The following is a 15,839-nucleotide window of genomic DNA, read 5'->3' as shown; positions in this document are numbered from 1 at the left end:
CGTCTAAGCCGTACGTCGCCTAGCAAAGGGCCCCATTCTAGGCGAAGGGAGGGCGCTACGTCTGCCGTTCGTTGGCCAGTTGGCAAACGGTAGTTAGCAGCGGTGACGTTTCCCGCAGAGATCGAAGCGCGTCGAGATCCGCTTCGCCGCTCTCGGGGTTTAGCGGAACCAGCTCTCGGCTTGAGCAGTTAAGGATGTAGGGCTGTGTAGTGATCAGGTCCGTATGGCGACGCTCGAACTGATACAGAATGAACTCGGCCACCACGTCGCCCTCGACGGTTTGCGAACGGACGTTTTCGCTATCCACCACGCTGAAGGTCGTGGTCATGGGAAATAGCAGGGTCCACGGCCGCCAGATCTGGCTAGAGGTGTCGCTGGAGATCACTTTGGCCGTGTCCGGCAGCTGTTGCTGCTTGTGTTCATACCAGCTGTACTCGAACTGAACTTGGTAGCCCAGCATCCCCAAGCCGCCAAACACCGGCACGATCCACTTGGGAAGTCGTTTACGGCTCAAGGTGCGAAGCAGTAGGCCAATCCCGGCCGCGGCAAGGCCTGCAAACACGGCGGCCACTAAGTGCCAAATCATACGTTTTCCTTCTGAAAAGCCATCGGGCTCCCCTAAGGAAGCCCGATGGAAGATGGTTCCGTTCGCTATTGGCCGACGGCGCAATAGGGTGGAACGATTATGACTTAGTGATCAACCGCAGCACCAGCACCTTTCGGATAGCGTACGCTTTCCACCAGGTCCTGAATTTCTTGCGGCGGCGCGTCGGTGGCGTTGGAGACAACGAAGGCCACGGCAAAGTTGATCACGGCACCTACGGCACCAAACGAGAGCGGTGAAATACCCAGCATCCAGTTGTCTGGCGTGTTGGCCAGCATGTTGGTGCCCGGAATAAAGAACCAGCCCAGGTAGGTGAAGATGTAGAGCAGGGTACAGATCAGGCCTGCCAGCATACCGGCCACCGCACCTTTGTTGTTCATACGCTTGGAGAAGATACCCATCATCAGCGCAGGGAACAGCGAGGCACCGGCAATACCGAAGGCAAGCGCGACCGTTTGAGCGGCAAACCCGGGCGGGTTGAGCCCTAAATAGGTCGCCAGCAGGATCGCACCACCCATGGAGATACGGGCTGCCAACATTTCGCCTTTTTCAGAAATTTTCGGGTTGATCATGGTCTTGATCAAGTCGTGACTGATCGCTGACGAGATTGCCAAGAGCAGACCCGCTGCGGTGGAGAGCGCCGCCGCGATACCGCCCGCTGCGATCAGACCCACTACCCAGCCGGGCAGGTTGGCAATTTCAGGGTTCGCCAGTACCAGGATGTCGTTGTTCACCTCCAGCTCGTTGCCTTCCCAGCCGCGGTCTGCGTAGTCAGCAGCGCCGTTGTAGAACTGAATCCGGCCATCTTCGTTCAAGTCGTTGTGAGTGATCAGGCCGGTCTCTTCCCAGGTGCGGAACCACTCAGGACGATCGGCATAGAGGATCGGGTTACGCGCGGCCTCTTCGTAGTTCTCGGTTTGACCTGCCATTTCCGGATAGACGGTGGTCATCAGGTTCAGGCGTGCCATGGAGCCCACTGCGGGAGCCGTCAGGTAGAGCAGGGCGATGAACACCAGTGCCCAGCCCGCTGACCAGCGCGCATCGGCGACCTTCGGTACGGTGAAGAAGCGGATGATCACGTGGGGCAGACCCGCAGTACCGACCATCAGTGACAGAGTGAACAGCACCATATTCAGCTTGTTGTCCACGTCAGCGGTGTAGTCGCGGAAACCAAGTGCCGACACCACGTCATCCAGCTTTTGCAGCAGTGGAACGCCGGATTCGGTGTGCGTGCTGAACATACCGAACATCGGCAGCGGGTTGCCGGTGAGCTGCATGGCGATGAACACCGCCGGAATAGTGTAGGCAATGATCAGTACCACGTACTGCGCTACCTGGGTGTAGGTGATGCCTTTCATACCGCCGAACACGGCGTACATGAAGACGATCGCTGCGGCAATCCAGATACCCCAGGTGTTGCTCACTTCCAGGAAGCGGGAGAACGCCACGCCTGCGCCGGTCATTTGGCCGATGACGTAGGTCACCGACGCAATGATCAAGCACACAATCGCCACTAAACGCGCGGTGTTGCTGTAGAAGCGATCGCCGATGAAGTCAGGCACGGTGAACTTACCGAACTTACGCAGGTACGGGGCCAGTAGCATCGCCAGGATGACGTAGCCACCGGTCCAGCCCATCAGGAACGTAGAGTTCGCGTAGCCGCCAGACGCGAGCAGACCCGCCATGGAGATGAACGATGCCGCCGACATCCAGTCGGCTGCCGTGGCCATACCGTTGGTAATGGGGTGTACGCCGCCGCCGGCGACATAGAAGTCTTTGGTGGAGCCCGCTCGCGCCCATATCGCAATCCCGATATAGAGCGCGAACGAGGCGCCAACGAACAGTAAGTTGATTGCAAACTGGCTCATGCTGGCTTACTCCCCCAGGCCGTATTTTTTGTCGAGCGTGTTCATTCTCCAGGCGTAGAAGAAGATCAGCACGATGAAGGTAAGAATGGAGCCTTGCTGAGCAAACCAGAAGCCCAGGTCCGTACCGCCAACGGGAATGCCCGCGAGCAGCGGACGGAACAGGATGGCACATCCGTAGGAGACAAATGCCCAAACCACCAGGCATCCGAAGATTAGCCGGACGTTGGCCTTCCAGTATTCAGCAGCATTGGATTTATCGTCTGCCATTGTGTTGCTCTCCAGTTGTGATTTTTAGGGTTGGAAAGTGAACTCAAGATAGCGTGTGGTTCATCAGGGCAACCCCGCATGGAACACCGCGCTGGTGAGTGAGCGGTAAGTCAGCGTTGCCAAGCACGTCACCTTCTTATTGTTAAGCCGTTTTGTGTCGTTAAGGGGTGATCGGCAAGTTATCGTCAGCGGCTTGAAGTGCGTTAGACAGGTGGTGTGCGATTACCCTGTATGACTCGCTGATAATACTGGGCAATAATCGCCGAAAATAAATCCCAGACTTTGGTATCAGGCGCTTTTAGTCACGTGGCAAACAGGAGTTGTATGAATATAAAGCATTATTTTTCATGAGCTTTCAGCGTTCTTTAAACGCCTTCCTGGCGGTGATAGGACAATGGTCTATGGCTCGGTTAAAAGCAATGTTTGCTACCTTAACAAGTGGTGTTTAGTCGATTTAAAAGTGAGTAAAAAAGCCACTACTTTCGTCGCTAAACAAACGTCGTTAAGACGTTAGCGCTATAGCGGAAAGTATAATGAGTCAATGTGTCTACAGGTCTTCAAACCGTTTCTAGTTCTCTTTAGTCACTGCCCTTAAGTGAGGTCGCCCATGGTAGACGTGGATCTCTCCCAACTGCCGTTTTCGCTGATGGATGATGCGGGGCGCGATCACGTTCGTCGCGGTATGGACCTTGCCTACTTCGACCGGGATGAAATCATTCTTGAGATGGGCCAGGCAGGCGAGTCGGTATTTCTCATTCACAAGGGAGAGGTCGCCGAGCTGGACCCCACGCTACCCGCCGCCAGCGCGCGGATTGGCCACTACACGGCCGGGGACCTGTTTGGGGCGATCAGCATTCTCAACGGTAAAAGCCGCTACCGTTTCCAGGCCGAACAAGAGTGCTTGTGCTATGTGATGCCTAAAGCGCTGTTCGTGCAGCTCTGCCGACACTATCCTCCTTTCGAGCAGTTCTTCAAACAGTCGCTCTCCCATAAGGCGCGCCTGCTCACCGAAAAGCGCGCCGAGGGGGGCGTGACGATGGCAGGCTTCATGCTAGCCAAGGTGCACGAGTGCATGCGTGAGCCGCTGTTGATCGACGCATCGAAAAGTATTCGCGATGCCGTGCGTCAGTTAAACGAGAGTCACGCCGATAGCCTGCTGGTAGGGACGCAAGGCGCGCTGGGCATGGTCACCAAAACCGATCTGCTCAATGGCTTAGTGCTGGGGGACAGCACCCAGCATACCCCGGTAGAGGCGTTGGCAAACCAGGCGCTGGTCACCGTGACCCCCGAGCAGTACCTGTTTGAAGCACTGATACTGATGACTCGCCATAAGGTCGCCCGGGTCGTGGTGATGGAGGACGAGCGCGTTCGGGGCGTCGTAGAGCTGATGGACGTGCTGAGCTTCTTCTCCAGCCGCAGCTACGTAGTGAGCTTGCAGGTCGAGCAAGCCAATAGCCTGGAAGCCTTGGCGGCCGCCAGCCAGCGTACGCCGGAGTTGGTCAACGCGCTGATGGCCCAGGGCGTGAAGCTGCGCTTTGCCATGGAGTTACTGGCGGCGCTCAATGGTCGCATCATGAGCAAAGCGTGGGGATTTACGGTGCCCGAGCAGTACCACCGCCATAGCTGCCTGATGGTGATGGGCAGCGAAGGGCGCGGCGAACAGATTCTAAAAACCGATCAGGACAATGGCCTGATCCTGGCCGACGACTGCCAGTGGCCCGAGGTGCACGAGGCGATGAGCGGGCTCACCGACACGCTGATCCAGTTGGGTTACCCGCCGTGTCCTGGGAACATCATGGTGTCCAATCCCGAGTGGGTGGGCACCGTCTCGCAGTGGAAGAGCCGTATCGCCAAATGGGTGAGCGCCCGGGACGGTGACAGCTTGATGAAACTGGCGATTCTGCTCGACTCCCACGGCGTGGCAGGTAACCCCGCGCTACTGGATCAAATACGTGAGGCGCTGTTCGAGCGCTGCTCCCACGATGAGCTGCTGCTCTCTTACTTTGCTCGGGCAGCGCTGCGCTTCTCGACGCCGCTGACGCTATTTGGCTCGCTGAAGAAGCCCCAACACGGTATCGATATCAAAAAAGGCGGCATCTTCCCTATCGTGCACGGCGTGCGCACCATGGCGCTTGAGCGGCGCATCAAGGCCACGTCGACCCTGGATCGCCTGGAGGCGCTGGCCATCGATGGGCGGTTGGATCGCCGGTTTGCCGATGATCTCGGCGAAGCCCTGGCGCTATTCACCGAGTTGCGTCTTCGCCAGCAGCTCCAGGACATGGAGGGCACCCACGCCAAGCGTACCAATCGGGTCGTGGTACAAGAGCTTTCTTCACTGGAACGAGACCTGTTGCGCGAAGCCCTGCACATCGTGAAAGACTTCAAGCAGCGTCTTTCCCACCGCTACCATTTGGAGTACTCGTGAGCGGAATGCGCCTGTTAGACCGACACATGACGCTGCTCAGCGGCTCGCTGAGAACGCTGCTTCAGCGAGAAAGCGACCGTCGCCGCTGGGCCGATTCGCCGTATGCCTGGCTATTTCAGCCCTACATGGGGGAAGAGTCCGTGGCCATGGCCTGCCAGGTGAGCGAGGGTCAGCCAGCGGTGATCAGCGTAGCGGCGGTGGTACTGACCCCGCGCCGTGTGCACACCAGTCGTATGTGGTGGGCCACGTTGTCGGTTTCGCCCGCGCTAGTCCCTGCTACCCTGCGACGCCATCACCAGCTGCACGCCACCGACGCGCCGCGCACGCCAGATGCCGAGTGCCTGACGGAGTTGGCCGACTTCATCGGCAACCGGCCGCTGGTCGGCTGGCAGTTGGAGCACACCCTCGAACCTTTGAACGGGCTGTTCAAAAGCGTATTGGGGTTTGGTCTCCCCAACGCCCAGGTGGACGTTGCCAAGTTGCACGGGCGACAGCTGCGGCGGCTGCATCCACACATCGATACCCTCGACCCGCTTGGCGTAGCGTTGGCTCGCTGGCAGCTACCGCCATTGATCTGGCCCAGCGTGGTCAGTGAAGCCACCGCCAGCGCGCTCCTCTACCTGCGTTTACAGCGTGAGATCGCCCTGACGGCCTAGGGTTTGTATTGGGTAGAGCTTCGGAGTGTTGTTAGAATACGCGCTGCTCCTTCACCCATCGGCAGTGCGACGATCATGTTACAACCTGACTACTTTGACCCTACTGCGTCAGACAGCGCGTCTGACGAGTCCCTTGCCCAGCAGCATGAGCTGCAGGATGCCAAGCAGAAGCGTGAATTCAACAAGTTGCAAAAACGCCTGCGGCGCGAAGTGGGAAATGCCATCATCGATTACAACATGATCGAAGAGGGCGACCGGGTCATGGTGTGTCTCTCCGGTGGCAAAGACAGCTACACGATGCTGGAGATCTTGCGCAATCTTCAGCGCAACGCGCCGGTCAATTTCTCGCTCGTGGCGGTCAATATGGACCAAAAGCAGCCTGGTTTCCCGGAGCACGTGTTGCCCCAGTACTTAGACAAGCTGGGGGTGGAGTATCACATTCTCGAACGTGATACCTATTCGGTCGTGAAGGAGAAAACGCCGGAAGGAAAGACCACCTGCGCGCTCTGTTCACGTCTGCGCCGTGGCTCGTTGTATGGGTTTGCCGACGAGATTGGCGCCAACAAGATTGCCCTGGGCCACCACCGGGAAGACATTCTGGAAACGCTGTTCTTGAATATGTTCTTCGGCGGTACGCTGAAGGCCATGCCGCCGAAACTGCTCTCTGATGACGGGAAAAATATCGTGATTCGCCCGCTGGCGTACTGCAAAGAGGCGGACATTGCAGAGTTTTCACGGCTGATGGCGTTTCCGATCATTCCCTGCAACCTGTGCGGTTCACAGCCCAACATGCAGCGCCAGATCGTCAAAGAGATGTTGGCAGAGTGGGACAAGAAGCACCCTGGCCGTTTGGAGAGCATGTTCAAAGCCGTCACCAACGTCGCCCCTTCCCAGCTTGCCGACCGCGAGCTATTCGACTTTGCCGGTCTGGAAGCGAAGCAGGCGGCGCTGATGGAGAGCCGCATTCAGGCGTTTAACGTGTAATCGTCTGCGCCTCCTCTTCTGCCAGGGTGATGAGGCGCTGCATGTCCAAAATATTCACCTCGCGACCCGAAACGGCCACCACCTCCTGCTGCTGAAAGCGGCTGAGAATACGGCTGACCGTTTCCACCGCCAGACCCAGGTAGTTGCCCATATCGGCCCGCGACATCGACAGCCGAAAGCTGTAGGGGGAGTAACCCCGGCGACGGAAGCGGTCAGAGAGCGTAATCAAAAAGCTGGCGAGCCGCTGGTCGGCGGTTTTGCGTGACAGCAAGCGCATCATCTTACGGTCATCGCGCAGCTCTTTACTCATGCTGCGGTAAAGCTGACCACGCAGCTCGGGCAGTTCTTGGGAGAGCGACTCCAAGCGGTCGAACGGAATTTCGCATACCGTGGTCGTCTCCAGGGCAATCACGGTACCGGGGTAGTACTCTTCGTCGATACCATCCAAGCCGACCAGCTCGCTGGGCAGAAAGAAGTTGGTGAGCTGATCGTTACCGTTCCCTTCGCTGGTCACCTGTTTCAAACTGCCAGAGCGCACGGCATAAACGCTGGTGAACGCGTCGCCCTGACGAAACAGCGGTTCGCCCTTCTTCAGCGGCGAGCGACGGCGAATGATGGCATCGAACTGGCTCATATCCTCAAGCTCCAGGGCAAGCGGTAAGCACAGCGAGCTTAAACTACAGGTTTGGCAGCGCGCTTCTTGCAGCAGTGAACGTCGTTGGCTGGCAGGATATGACATGGGGGTCTCCCTTCTTATTCGCCATCATGGGTACAGGGGGCAGGTGGCTCAAGGCGCTCACACGATCTTCGAGTAGCGCTGGCCATCCTGGCGTTGTAAGTGGGTGTCGAAGGCCATGGCCAGGTGTCGAATGAGTAGCCGACCCACCGGGGTGGCGGTGAGCCGAAGCCCCTGACGCGTTAACAGGCCATCCCGTTCGGCGATTTCCAACCGCTCAAGGGCGCTGGCAAAGTAGTCTGCGGCATCGACCTGCCAGCGCTGGCCGACAGTGTCGAGGTCAATGGCCATATCGCACATGAGCCGCTCGATGACCTCTCTTCGTATTAGGTCATCCTTATTTAAACGTAACCCTTTCACGGTCGCCAGCCTACCTTCATCTAAGGCCGCTTCATAGTCAGCGAGCCGGGTAGGGTTTTGCGCGTAGCTATCGTTGATCCGAGAAATGGCCGATACCCCCAAACCAATCAAGTCGCACTCGGCGTGGCTGGAGTAGCCTTGAAAGTTGCGCTGCAGGGTGCCGTTGCGCTGCGCCTTGGCCAAGCTGTCGTCGGGGCGCGCGAAATGGTCCATGCCGATATGCACATAGCCCGCCTGGGTCAGCATCGCAATGGTGGTATGCAGCATGGCCAGCTTCTCATCGGCGCTGGGCAGGTCGGCGTCCTTGATGCGTCGTTGGGGCGCAAAGCGGGTCGGCAGATGCGCATAGTTAAACACCGACAGCCGTGCGGGACCTAGCTCGATCACTTGGCGCAGCGTGTCCGCGAAACTCTTCTCGGTTTGTAAGGGCAGGCCATAAATCAAATCGAGGTTGAGCGAGCGAAAGCCGAGCCGATGGGCTTCATCCATTAGCGTTTCGGTGAGCACCCGGGGCTGAACGCGATTGATCGCCGTTTGTACCTGTGGATCGAGGTCTTGTACGCCCAAGCTCAAGCGGTTGAAGCCCAGCGACTGCAAATGGCGCAGGGTAAAGACATCCGCCTCACGTGGGTCGATTTCGATGGCGTAATCACGGTCCGGCGCATTGGAGAGGCCAAAGCGTGCGTCTAAGCGGTCGACCAAATCGCTCATCTGAGCCAGGGTGAGAAACGTTGGAGTGCCGCCGCCCCAGTGCAGCTGCTGCACCGGACGCTCTGTATCCAAATGGCGCGCAGTGAGCACCATCTCGCGATCCAACCGTGATAAGTAGGGTTCGGCCAGAGCGGTATTTTTTGTAGCGATTTTGTTGCACGCGCAGTAAAAGCAAATTTTCCGACAAAACGGGACGTGCACGTACAGTGAGAGCGGTTTTCGGCTGGCGTTGCTGCGCGCAAGCGCCTGGCTCATATCGTCAGCAGTGAATTGGTCATGAAAAGAGAGCGCCGTCGGGTACGAGGTATAGCGCGGGCCGCTGGTGTCGTAACGGCGTAGCAGTGCGTCGTCCCAGGCAGTGGTCTCCGCCGCTGCGGAAGAGGGGTGAGCGAGGGCAGCAGTGGCGTTAACGGGCATAGGGAGCGCTCCGACGTAACAGGGCAAGCAGAAAAGCGGATGCGCCAATGTTACGCCGGTCCCACACGCAAAGGGTTGAGCTATATCAAGCAACGGCGCAATAGCCGTCGTTGTGTTCAATGCCCGGTGGGAAGGAGAAGTGCCCAGAGCTGCCACAGGGCAAAGCCGATAATGGTCAGTGCGGCGAGGCTACGCGTGGCGGAATGGCGGATGAGCTGACTTAGCTGGCGCGCCGCAAGGCCCGTGGCCAGCAGTGCGGGCAGGGTGCCCAAGCCAAAGGCACCCATCAATAACGCCCCTTGTAGCGGGTCGGCAATGGCCAAGCTCCAGGCGAGCATCGAGTACACCAGCCCGCAAGGCAGCCAGCCCCACAGGGCGCCGAGTGCAAAGGCTTGCGGCAGGTGAACCACGGGCATCAAACGCCGCCCGACGGGTTCGATGAAGCGCCATAGCCTGCGCCCCACGGCTTCGACTTTCAATAGCCCTTTCCACCAGTTGGCGATGTACAGCGCCATTAGGATCAGCATCACCGCCGCGACGATCTGCAGCGCGATACGCGCCTGCGGCGAGAGCGAGACCAGGGTGCCGAGCGTGGCTGCCAAGGCCCCTGCCGTCATGTAGCTCAAAATGCGGCCCACGTTATAACTGAGCAGCAGTCCGCCCATGCGAGCCGGGTGGCGCATGCTGGGCGGCACGGCGAAGGTGAGGGCGCTCATGATGCCGCCGCACATGCCAATGCAGTGAGCCCCGCCCATCAGGCCAAACACGAACGCCGCCATGAGCGGCGGCAGATCCAGTCCCGTGGGGTTCATGGCGGTGGCTCGCGATCGCGGGGTGGCTTGGCGGCTTGTTTGCGTTCGGCGCGCTGCTCGGGGGTGAAGTCGTTCTCATCGTCATCGAACAGGATGCGGTGGGCGGGGCCTTCTAGGTCGTCGAACTGGTCATTCTTCACGGCCCAGAAGAACGCCCACACCGCCAGCCCTAACAGAATCAGCGATAGCGGAATCAGCAGATAGAGAATCGTCATACGGTCACCGGTGTGGCTGGGGCTAGCTGGGGAGCGGGTGAGGTACGCCAGCGCGTGAGGCGTAACGCATTGCCCACCACGACCAGCGAACTTAGCGACATGCCAATCGCCGCCAACCACGGCGGAACCAGCCCCATCGCAGCCAGGGGTAGCGCGGAGAAGTTGTAGCACACTGACCAGATCATGTTCTGGCGCATGATGCGTCGCGTGGCGCTGGCGATTTCAATGGCCTCGAAAATACGCATTAAGCGTGGGCTGAGCAAGACCGCGTCGGCCCGAGTGCGTGCCAAGTCGGTGGCTCCGTTCATGGCAATGGCCACATCGGCACCGGCGAGCACCGGCACATCGTTGATACCATCGCCAATCATGACCACACGTTCGCCCTGCGCCTGCAGCTCACGCAGCCGTTCGAGCTTGCCTTCCGGTGACTTGCCTGCGTGCCACGTGGCAATATTGAGCTGCTCTGCCAAGCTCTCCACCGCTTCCTGGGTATCTCCAGACAGTAGCTCCACGGTGAGCCCTCGTGCCTGCAGGGCGGCCACGGTGTGGGCAGCATCGTCTCGAATCCCGTCGTGCAGTTTGAACCACGCCCGCGGCGCGTCATTTTCGCTGAGCAGCAGCCATTGGCCGCTGCCGGGCGGCGTGAGTGGTTCCGTCGTTGCAAAATCGGGCTTGCCCAAGCGCCATGTGGCCCCGTTCAGCACGCCTTCTAGTCCGCTTCCCGTCACGCTTTTGACTTGGCGCGCCTGGAGCGTGGCGTCCCGAAACGGCCGAAACGCGCGGGCAATGGGGTGCTCGGAGTGGGCTTCCAGCGCGGCGGCAATAGCGCGCAGCTGTTCACTACTCTGGGCTGTTAACGGGCAGGTTTGGGTGAGCTGCATCTCGCCCCGGGTGAGCGTGCCGGTTTTGTCAAAAATCACTCGCGTGACGTTAGAGAGCGACTCGATGGCGTCGGCACGGGTAATCAACACCCCGCGCTGGCGCAGTTGCCCATGCCCTGCCGTGAGTGCCGTGGGAGTGGCGAGTGCCAGCGCGCATGGGCAGGTGACTACTAGGACGGAGAGTAGCACCCAGAGCATGCGGGAAGGGTCGATAAACCACCACGCCACGGTGACACAGGCGGTGACCACCAGCAGGCGCAGTACGAACAGGTGCGCCATGCGCGCCGCCATTTGCGCCAAGCGCGGGCGGCTGGCAAAGGCGCGGTCGGTCAAATCGACGATGCCCGCCACGCGTGCATGGTGGCCTGCATGAGTCACCCGCACCGTGAGCGGATTCTCCATGTTTTGGCTGCCGCCTACCACCTGTTCGCCCACTCGGCGGGTGACGGGCAGGTACTCGCCGGTCAGCATCGACTCGTCCAGGCTAGACTCGCCATCTTCGATAATACCGTCGGCGGGGACGCCGTGGCCGGGCTTGATGAGCACGCGGTCGCCGGGGGCTAGCTCGCTAGCGGGCAGAATGCGTTCACTGCCGTCGGCTTCCAACCGTGTAGCAGAGACCGGCAGCACGCCACTTAAGGCATTACCGCTATGACCGCTGCGTCGTCTGGCGCGCCCTTCCACGTAGCGGCCAAACAGCAAAAAGAAGGTGAACATGGCGACCGAGTCAAAATAGACCTCACCCACGTTAAACAGCACTGCGTAGCTGCTGGCGAAATACGCGCCACCAATGGCGAGTGAAACAGGCACATCCATCCCTAGTACGCCGGTTTTGAGATCGCGCAGGGCGTTACGGAAGAAGGGCAGCGCCGAAAAGAACACCACCGGCGTGGCCAGCGCGAACGAGAGCCAATGAAACAGCGCAAAGAAGTCCTCACTGAGTTCCCCAGGCCCCGAGACGTAAATGGGGATGGAGAACATCATGACCTGCATCATCCCCACCGCCGCCACGATCAAGCGGCGTACGTTCATGCGCTCTTCATGCTGCAAGCGCATTTGGGCATGGTCCGGCTCGTAGGGCTGCGCATCGTAGCCAATGGCGGCCAGCTCGGCGTAGAGCTGGGAGAGCTTGATGACGTTAGGGTCCCAAGCGACGCGAAGGCGGTGATGGGTCAGGTTGACTGCGCTGGAGACAACGCCTTCAAGCGCGTTCAAGCGGTGCTCGATGAGCCACGCGCAGGCGGCACAGGTAATCCCTTCTACGGCCAGCGTTGCCCTGACGTGGCCCTCATCGCCGTCTGGGTGAACGAACTGCGCCTGCAGCCCTGGATCGTCGAACACCGACCAGGTCTCCGCTTTGGCGGCTTGACGTTCGTCGGGGCGCTCGGGCAGTTCGGTGCGATAGCGGTAGTAGCTCTCTAACCCGCCGTCGACGATGGCGTGTGCCACGGCTTCACAGCCGGGGCAACACAATGAGTGGGGCGTGTCGTCCACCACGATTTGCCACGGTGCGCCGTCGGGCACCGGGCTGCCGCAGTGGTAGCAGCTTAGCGCGTTCGTGCTCATTCGCTTTCTGAGCGCCCTCCGGGCAGTAGAGCAACGCTCTCTTCATTCGGGAAGCGGGCTTCGCCGATCAGCCGCCAATCGGCGTCATCACCTTGCTCGGGCTGAATTTGAAGGTACCAGCGGTAGCGCAGATTATCCGGCCCTTGGGTGATGTAGCGGCCTTCCCGGACGTGCTCCAGTACGAAGGATTGGTCTCGGTCATCTTCGGTGGGGAAGATGAGGTCCAGATAGAGTTTGTCCGGGCGAACATCGCCTGCAAGGTCGATGACGATATCGCTCGTCAGCGGGTCGATGCGAAGGTCGGCGCTCAAATTGAGTTCACGCGCGCGCTCCTGCTTCGCCAGCACCATGTTGATGGCTTTGCCGTGCTCGTAGTAATCCTCTTGAACCACCATGCCGTCGTAGCTTTTGATCGACATGACCGCAAAGCCAATGCTGAACAGAATGGACGAAAACAGTAGCCCGAGCAGGAACCACGGCCAGAACTGTTTGTACCAAGGCGGAATCGGGGTGTCGGACATGACGCGTTTATCTCCTAATATCACTCAAGAACCGCGCTTCGCGGGTCTGACGAATCTGCTCGTCTTGCTGCGCCTGCAGCGTGAAGGTGATGGCGTGGCTGGGTTCGCTCAAGGTCTCAGGGTCCGCCAGCACGGTGATCACCTGAATGCGCGACTCACCGGCGGGAACGCGTAGCGAGGTGTTATCCAACTGCAGGTTGGGCAGCCCGGCTGCGCTAATCGCATAGGTATGGTCCTGCGTGTCCAGGTTGCGCACGGTGAGGCTGTAGACGTTGCTTATCTGGCCATCGCGAGTGACTTGATAGAGCTGGGTACGCTCGCGTTCGGCATCGAAGGTCAGCGGTGTGCGGTCGTTCACGGCCCAGGCAAAGGTCGCCACCATCACCACCAGTGCCACGAAATAGCCGATCAAGCGTGGGCGCAGAATGTGGCTCTTTTTACCTTCCAGGGCGTTCTCGGTGGTGTAGCGAATCAGCCCTCTGGGATAGCCCATTTTATCCATTACGCTATCGCAGGCATCGATACAGGCGGCGCAGGTAATGCATTCGTACTGCAGCCCGTCGCGGATATCGATGCCGGTCGGGCAGACCTGGACACACAGCTCGCAGTCGATACAGTCACCCAGGCCCGCTTCTCGGACCTCGGCATGGCTGAGCGATTTCTTGCGGTGGCCGCGGGGTTCGCCGCGGGCGTCGTCGTAAGAAACGATCAGCGTATCGCGATCGAACATCACCGACTGGAAACGGGCATAGGGGCACATGTAGATGCACACCTGCTCACGCAGCCAGCCGGCGTTGAGGTAGGTAAAAATTAAAAAGAAACCTACCCAAAAATAAGACCAGCCGTGGGCTTCTAGCGTGGGAAGCTCCTGGACGAGGTCACGAATCGGCGTAAAGTAGCCGACGAACGTCACGCCGGTGGCCAGGGCAATCAGCAGCCAAGCAGCGTGTTTTGCCCCCTTGCGCCAGGCTTTGTTGGCAGTCATCGGCTGGTTATCCAGCTTTATGCGCTGATTGCGCGAGCCTTCGATGCGGTGCTCAAGCCAAATGAATAAAAATGTCCAAACGCTCTGCGGGCAGGTGTAGCCACACCAGACACGCCCCGCAAACACGGTGATGAAAAACAGTCCAAAGGCGCAAATGATCAGCAGCCACGAGAGAAGGATGAACTCCTGCGGGTAGAACGTGGCCGAAAAAATGTGGAATTCACGGCCCGGTAGATCAAACCACACGGCAGGGCGGTCACCCCAGTTCAGCCAGGGGAGCAAAAAGAAGCCCATCATTAGCGCCCAGTTCGCGCTGCGTCGTACCTTTTGAAACAGCCCTTTGATCTCCCGCACGTAGATATGCCGCCGCTTGGCGTACATCTCTTGCGTGGTGGTGTCTCCCGGCGTGTGGTGCCCAACGGTTGGCGGCGTAATATCGTGGCTAGGTATTTTTTCCATGGCGGTGATCGCAGCTCAATAGGCAGGAGTGGACGATAGCCTGGCTCACGCAACCTTCATTGGTGAAGGAGATCGCGTCGCTGTATGTCGAATCGCTATACACACATTGCTAAACAATAGTGTAACGGATAGCCGGGTGGCTGAGCGGATGCTGGATGTAGAAAGGGTGCGGTATGTAACCGCACCCCTTCGTACACGCTGGCGTTAAACGCCTATCAACGGGGTTAGTCGTTGAAACGTAGGCTGTACACGTAAGCGGCCACGAGGTGAACGCGCTCTTCACCGATGTACGCAGCCTGGGCAGGCATGTGGCCGTTACGACCGTTACGCAGCGTTTGGCGAATGGAGTCGTCCACGCTCTGGCCGGGTGCCAGATAGAGCCACACGTCGTCGGTCAGGTTCGGCGCACCAAGAGCGGTGTTCCCCGTGCCGCTGGGCGTGTGACACGCCGCACAGGCAGCCAGGAAGGTGCTTTCACCGCTGGCAGCACGCTCGGCGTCATGCTCTTCGCCGGAGAGCGACAGCACGTACTGAGTCAGGTTTTCGATATTGTTCTCACCGAGCTGCTGCCAGGACGGCATCAGGCCGTTACGGCCATTGTTCAGCGTGGTCAGAATGTTTTCGGGTTCGCCCCCGTAGAGCCAGTCGTCGTCGGTCAGGTTGGGGAAGCCGTAGCCGCCCTGGGCATTCGAGCCATGACATACGGCGCAGTTGTTCAAGAAGATACGCTCTGCCACCTGCATGGCTTCGGCATCCTGCGCGAGGTCTGGAATCGGCACTTCCTGGTACTGGGCAAAGATCGGCGTGAAGCGGTCTTCCGCGTCGGCCACTTCCTCTTCCCACTGGCTCTCCTGAGACCAGCCCAGGATGCCGGCGTAGTTACCCAGACCTGGGTAGAGCACCAAGTAGCCGAGGGCAAACACCACGGTAAGGATGAAGAGCTTGAACCACCACTGCGGCAGCGGATTGTCATACTCTTCGATACCATCCGCCGCGTGGCCAGTGGTCTCGACATTGCCATCGGCATCGGGCGTTTTATCGGTGCGGCGGTTGGCTAACAAAATCCAAACGCTCAGCGCGATCGTGCCCAGTGTGATGACGATAATCCAGGCGCTCCAGAAGCTGGATAGGGAGTCACCCCATAAATTATTCATCTATTCTTATCTCCCCTGTCGTGGCGGGAATCCGCTTCGTCTTCGGTCGAAGCATGCTTATCACGGGTCGGCTGCTCATCATCGTCGGCGAAGGGCAGGTTGGCCGCTTCGTCAAAATCTGGTTTGCGTCGCTTCGAGTAGGCCCAGAAAAAGATGCCAATGAAAGCGAAGATCAAAATCAGCGTGATCAGGCCGCGGAAAGTTCCCGTATCCATAAC

Annotated in this window: 15 protein-coding genes; 3 read left to right on the top strand and 12 right to left on the bottom strand. The window is 59.2% G+C overall.

Annotation, left to right across the window (positions count from 1 at the left end; all coding sequences use genetic code 11):
* Positions 1-55 precede the first annotated feature (55 nt).
* From CTT34_RS14860 to CTT34_RS14850, 3 genes are all read right to left on the bottom strand, one after another.
* Positions 56-586, bottom strand: coding sequence for a hypothetical protein (locus CTT34_RS14860; RefSeq protein ID WP_159343128.1), 531 nt, complete (start codon positions 584-586; stop codon positions 56-58).
* Positions 587-690: 104 nt separating this feature from the next.
* A complete protein-coding gene (locus CTT34_RS14855; protein WP_159343127.1) occupies positions 691-2,472 on the bottom strand; it encodes a sodium:solute symporter family protein in 1,782 nt (593 codons plus the stop codon).
* A 6-nt stretch (positions 2,473-2,478) separates the two neighbouring features.
* On the bottom strand, positions 2,479-2,739 hold the full coding sequence (locus CTT34_RS14850) for a DUF4212 domain-containing protein (RefSeq protein WP_159343126.1): 261 nt from the start codon (positions 2,737-2,739) through the stop codon (positions 2,479-2,481).
* A 607-nt stretch (positions 2,740-3,346) separates the two neighbouring features.
* Here CTT34_RS14850 and CTT34_RS14845 point away from each other — a divergent pair.
* From CTT34_RS14845 to ttcA, 3 genes are all read left to right on the top strand, one after another.
* A complete protein-coding gene (locus CTT34_RS14845; protein ID WP_159343125.1) occupies positions 3,347-5,164 on the top strand; it encodes a putative nucleotidyltransferase substrate binding domain-containing protein in 1,818 nt (605 codons plus the stop codon).
* 5 nt (positions 5,165-5,169) lie between these two features.
* Positions 5,170-5,820 (top strand): 3'-5' exonuclease family protein, encoded by a 651-nt coding sequence (locus CTT34_RS14840; RefSeq protein ID WP_159343817.1) that lies wholly within the window; start codon positions 5,170-5,172, stop codon positions 5,818-5,820.
* A 75-nt stretch (positions 5,821-5,895) separates the two neighbouring features.
* The gene (ttcA, locus tag CTT34_RS14835) at positions 5,896-6,804 is read left to right on the top strand and encodes a tRNA 2-thiocytidine(32) synthetase TtcA (protein ID WP_159343124.1); all 909 of its coding nucleotides are present in this window, start codon (positions 5,896-5,898) and stop codon (positions 6,802-6,804) included.
* On the opposite strand, the gene fnr is transcribed toward ttcA, so the two are convergent.
* The 9 genes from fnr to CTT34_RS14790 form a co-directional block, all read right to left on the bottom strand.
* Positions 6,794-7,543, bottom strand: coding sequence for a fumarate/nitrate reduction transcriptional regulator Fnr (gene fnr / locus CTT34_RS14830; RefSeq protein WP_159343123.1), 750 nt, complete (start codon positions 7,541-7,543; stop codon positions 6,794-6,796). The two genes, ttcA and fnr, sit on opposite strands and share 11 nt — an antisense overlap.
* A 57-nt stretch (positions 7,544-7,600) precedes the next feature.
* On the bottom strand, positions 7,601-9,028 hold the full coding sequence (gene hemN, locus CTT34_RS14825) for an oxygen-independent coproporphyrinogen III oxidase (protein WP_159343122.1): 1,428 nt from the start codon (positions 9,026-9,028) through the stop codon (positions 7,601-7,603).
* A 116-nt stretch (positions 9,029-9,144) separates the two neighbouring features.
* A complete protein-coding gene (locus tag CTT34_RS14820) occupies positions 9,145-9,840 on the bottom strand; it encodes a sulfite exporter TauE/SafE family protein (RefSeq protein WP_159343121.1) in 696 nt (231 codons plus the stop codon).
* On the bottom strand, positions 9,837-10,055 hold the full coding sequence (gene ccoS / locus CTT34_RS14815) for a cbb3-type cytochrome oxidase assembly protein CcoS (RefSeq protein ID WP_159343120.1): 219 nt from the start codon (positions 10,053-10,055) through the stop codon (positions 9,837-9,839). Before ccoS ends, CTT34_RS14820 begins: the two co-directional genes overlap by 4 nt.
* Positions 10,052-12,502, bottom strand: coding sequence for a heavy metal translocating P-type ATPase (locus CTT34_RS14810; RefSeq protein ID WP_159343119.1), 2,451 nt, complete (start codon positions 12,500-12,502; stop codon positions 10,052-10,054). The genes ccoS and CTT34_RS14810 overlap by 4 nt, the downstream gene beginning before the upstream one ends.
* Entirely contained in the window at positions 12,499-13,023 is a 525-nt protein-coding gene (locus tag CTT34_RS14805) for a FixH family protein (protein ID WP_159343118.1), read from the bottom strand. The genes CTT34_RS14810 and CTT34_RS14805 overlap by 4 nt, the downstream gene beginning before the upstream one ends.
* Positions 13,024-13,030: 7 nt before the next feature.
* Positions 13,031-14,467, bottom strand: a complete 1,437-nt coding sequence (gene ccoG, locus CTT34_RS14800; RefSeq protein WP_159343117.1) for a cytochrome c oxidase accessory protein CcoG — start codon at positions 14,465-14,467, stop codon at positions 13,031-13,033.
* Between the two features lie 224 nt (positions 14,468-14,691).
* Positions 14,692-15,621 (bottom strand): cytochrome-c oxidase, cbb3-type subunit III, encoded by a 930-nt coding sequence (ccoP, locus tag CTT34_RS14795; protein ID WP_159343116.1) that lies wholly within the window; start codon positions 15,619-15,621, stop codon positions 14,692-14,694.
* The gene (locus CTT34_RS14790; RefSeq protein WP_159343115.1) at positions 15,618-15,836 is read right to left on the bottom strand and encodes a cbb3-type cytochrome oxidase subunit 3; all 219 of its coding nucleotides are present in this window, start codon (positions 15,834-15,836) and stop codon (positions 15,618-15,620) included. The genes ccoP and CTT34_RS14790 overlap by 4 nt, the downstream gene beginning before the upstream one ends.
* Positions 15,837-15,839 lie beyond the last annotated feature (3 nt).

This window comes from Halomonas meridiana, from assembly GCF_009846525.1.
Classification (GTDB): Bacteria; Pseudomonadota; Gammaproteobacteria; order Pseudomonadales; family Halomonadaceae; genus Vreelandella.
Note: the sequence above shows the minus strand (reverse complement) of the source record. Positions and strands in the feature narration are given on the sequence as shown.

Excerpts from the sequence above, each read along its gene's own strand:
- fnr (WP_159343123.1), bottom strand. The coding sequence starts at position 7,543 with ATGTCATATCCTGCCAGCCAACGACGTTCACTGCTGCAAGAAGCGCGC.
- CTT34_RS14805 (WP_159343118.1), bottom strand. The coding sequence starts at position 13,023 with ATGTCCGACACCCCGATTCCGCCTTGGTACAAACAGTTCTGGCCGTGG.
- CTT34_RS14820 (WP_159343121.1), bottom strand. The coding sequence starts at position 9,840 with ATGAACCCCACGGGACTGGATCTGCCGCCGCTCATGGCGGCGTTCGTG.
- hemN (WP_159343122.1), bottom strand. The coding sequence starts at position 9,028 with ATGCCCGTTAACGCCACTGCTGCCCTCGCTCACCCCTCTTCCGCAGCG.
- ttcA (WP_159343124.1), top strand. The coding sequence starts at position 5,896 with ATGTTACAACCTGACTACTTTGACCCTACTGCGTCAGACAGCGCGTCT.
- CTT34_RS14845 (WP_159343125.1), top strand. The coding sequence starts at position 3,347 with ATGGTAGACGTGGATCTCTCCCAACTGCCGTTTTCGCTGATGGATGAT.
- CTT34_RS14790 (WP_159343115.1), bottom strand. The coding sequence starts at position 15,836 with ATGGATACGGGAACTTTCCGCGGCCTGATCACGCTGATTTTGATCTTC.
- CTT34_RS14810 (WP_159343119.1), bottom strand. The coding sequence starts at position 12,502 with ATGAGCACGAACGCGCTAAGCTGCTACCACTGCGGCAGCCCGGTGCCC.
- CTT34_RS14840 (WP_159343817.1), top strand. The coding sequence starts at position 5,170 with ATGCGCCTGTTAGACCGACACATGACGCTGCTCAGCGGCTCGCTGAGA.
- CTT34_RS14855 (WP_159343127.1), bottom strand. The coding sequence starts at position 2,472 with ATGAGCCAGTTTGCAATCAACTTACTGTTCGTTGGCGCCTCGTTCGCG.
- CTT34_RS14850 (WP_159343126.1), bottom strand. The coding sequence starts at position 2,739 with ATGGCAGACGATAAATCCAATGCTGCTGAATACTGGAAGGCCAACGTC.
- ccoG (WP_159343117.1), bottom strand. The coding sequence starts at position 14,467 with ATGGAAAAAATACCTAGCCACGATATTACGCCGCCAACCGTTGGGCAC.
- ccoS (WP_159343120.1), bottom strand. The coding sequence starts at position 10,055 with ATGACGATTCTCTATCTGCTGATTCCGCTATCGCTGATTCTGTTAGGG.
- ccoP (WP_159343116.1), bottom strand. The coding sequence starts at position 15,621 with ATGAATAATTTATGGGGTGACTCCCTATCCAGCTTCTGGAGCGCCTGG.
- CTT34_RS14860 (WP_159343128.1), bottom strand. The coding sequence starts at position 586 with ATGATTTGGCACTTAGTGGCCGCCGTGTTTGCAGGCCTTGCCGCGGCC.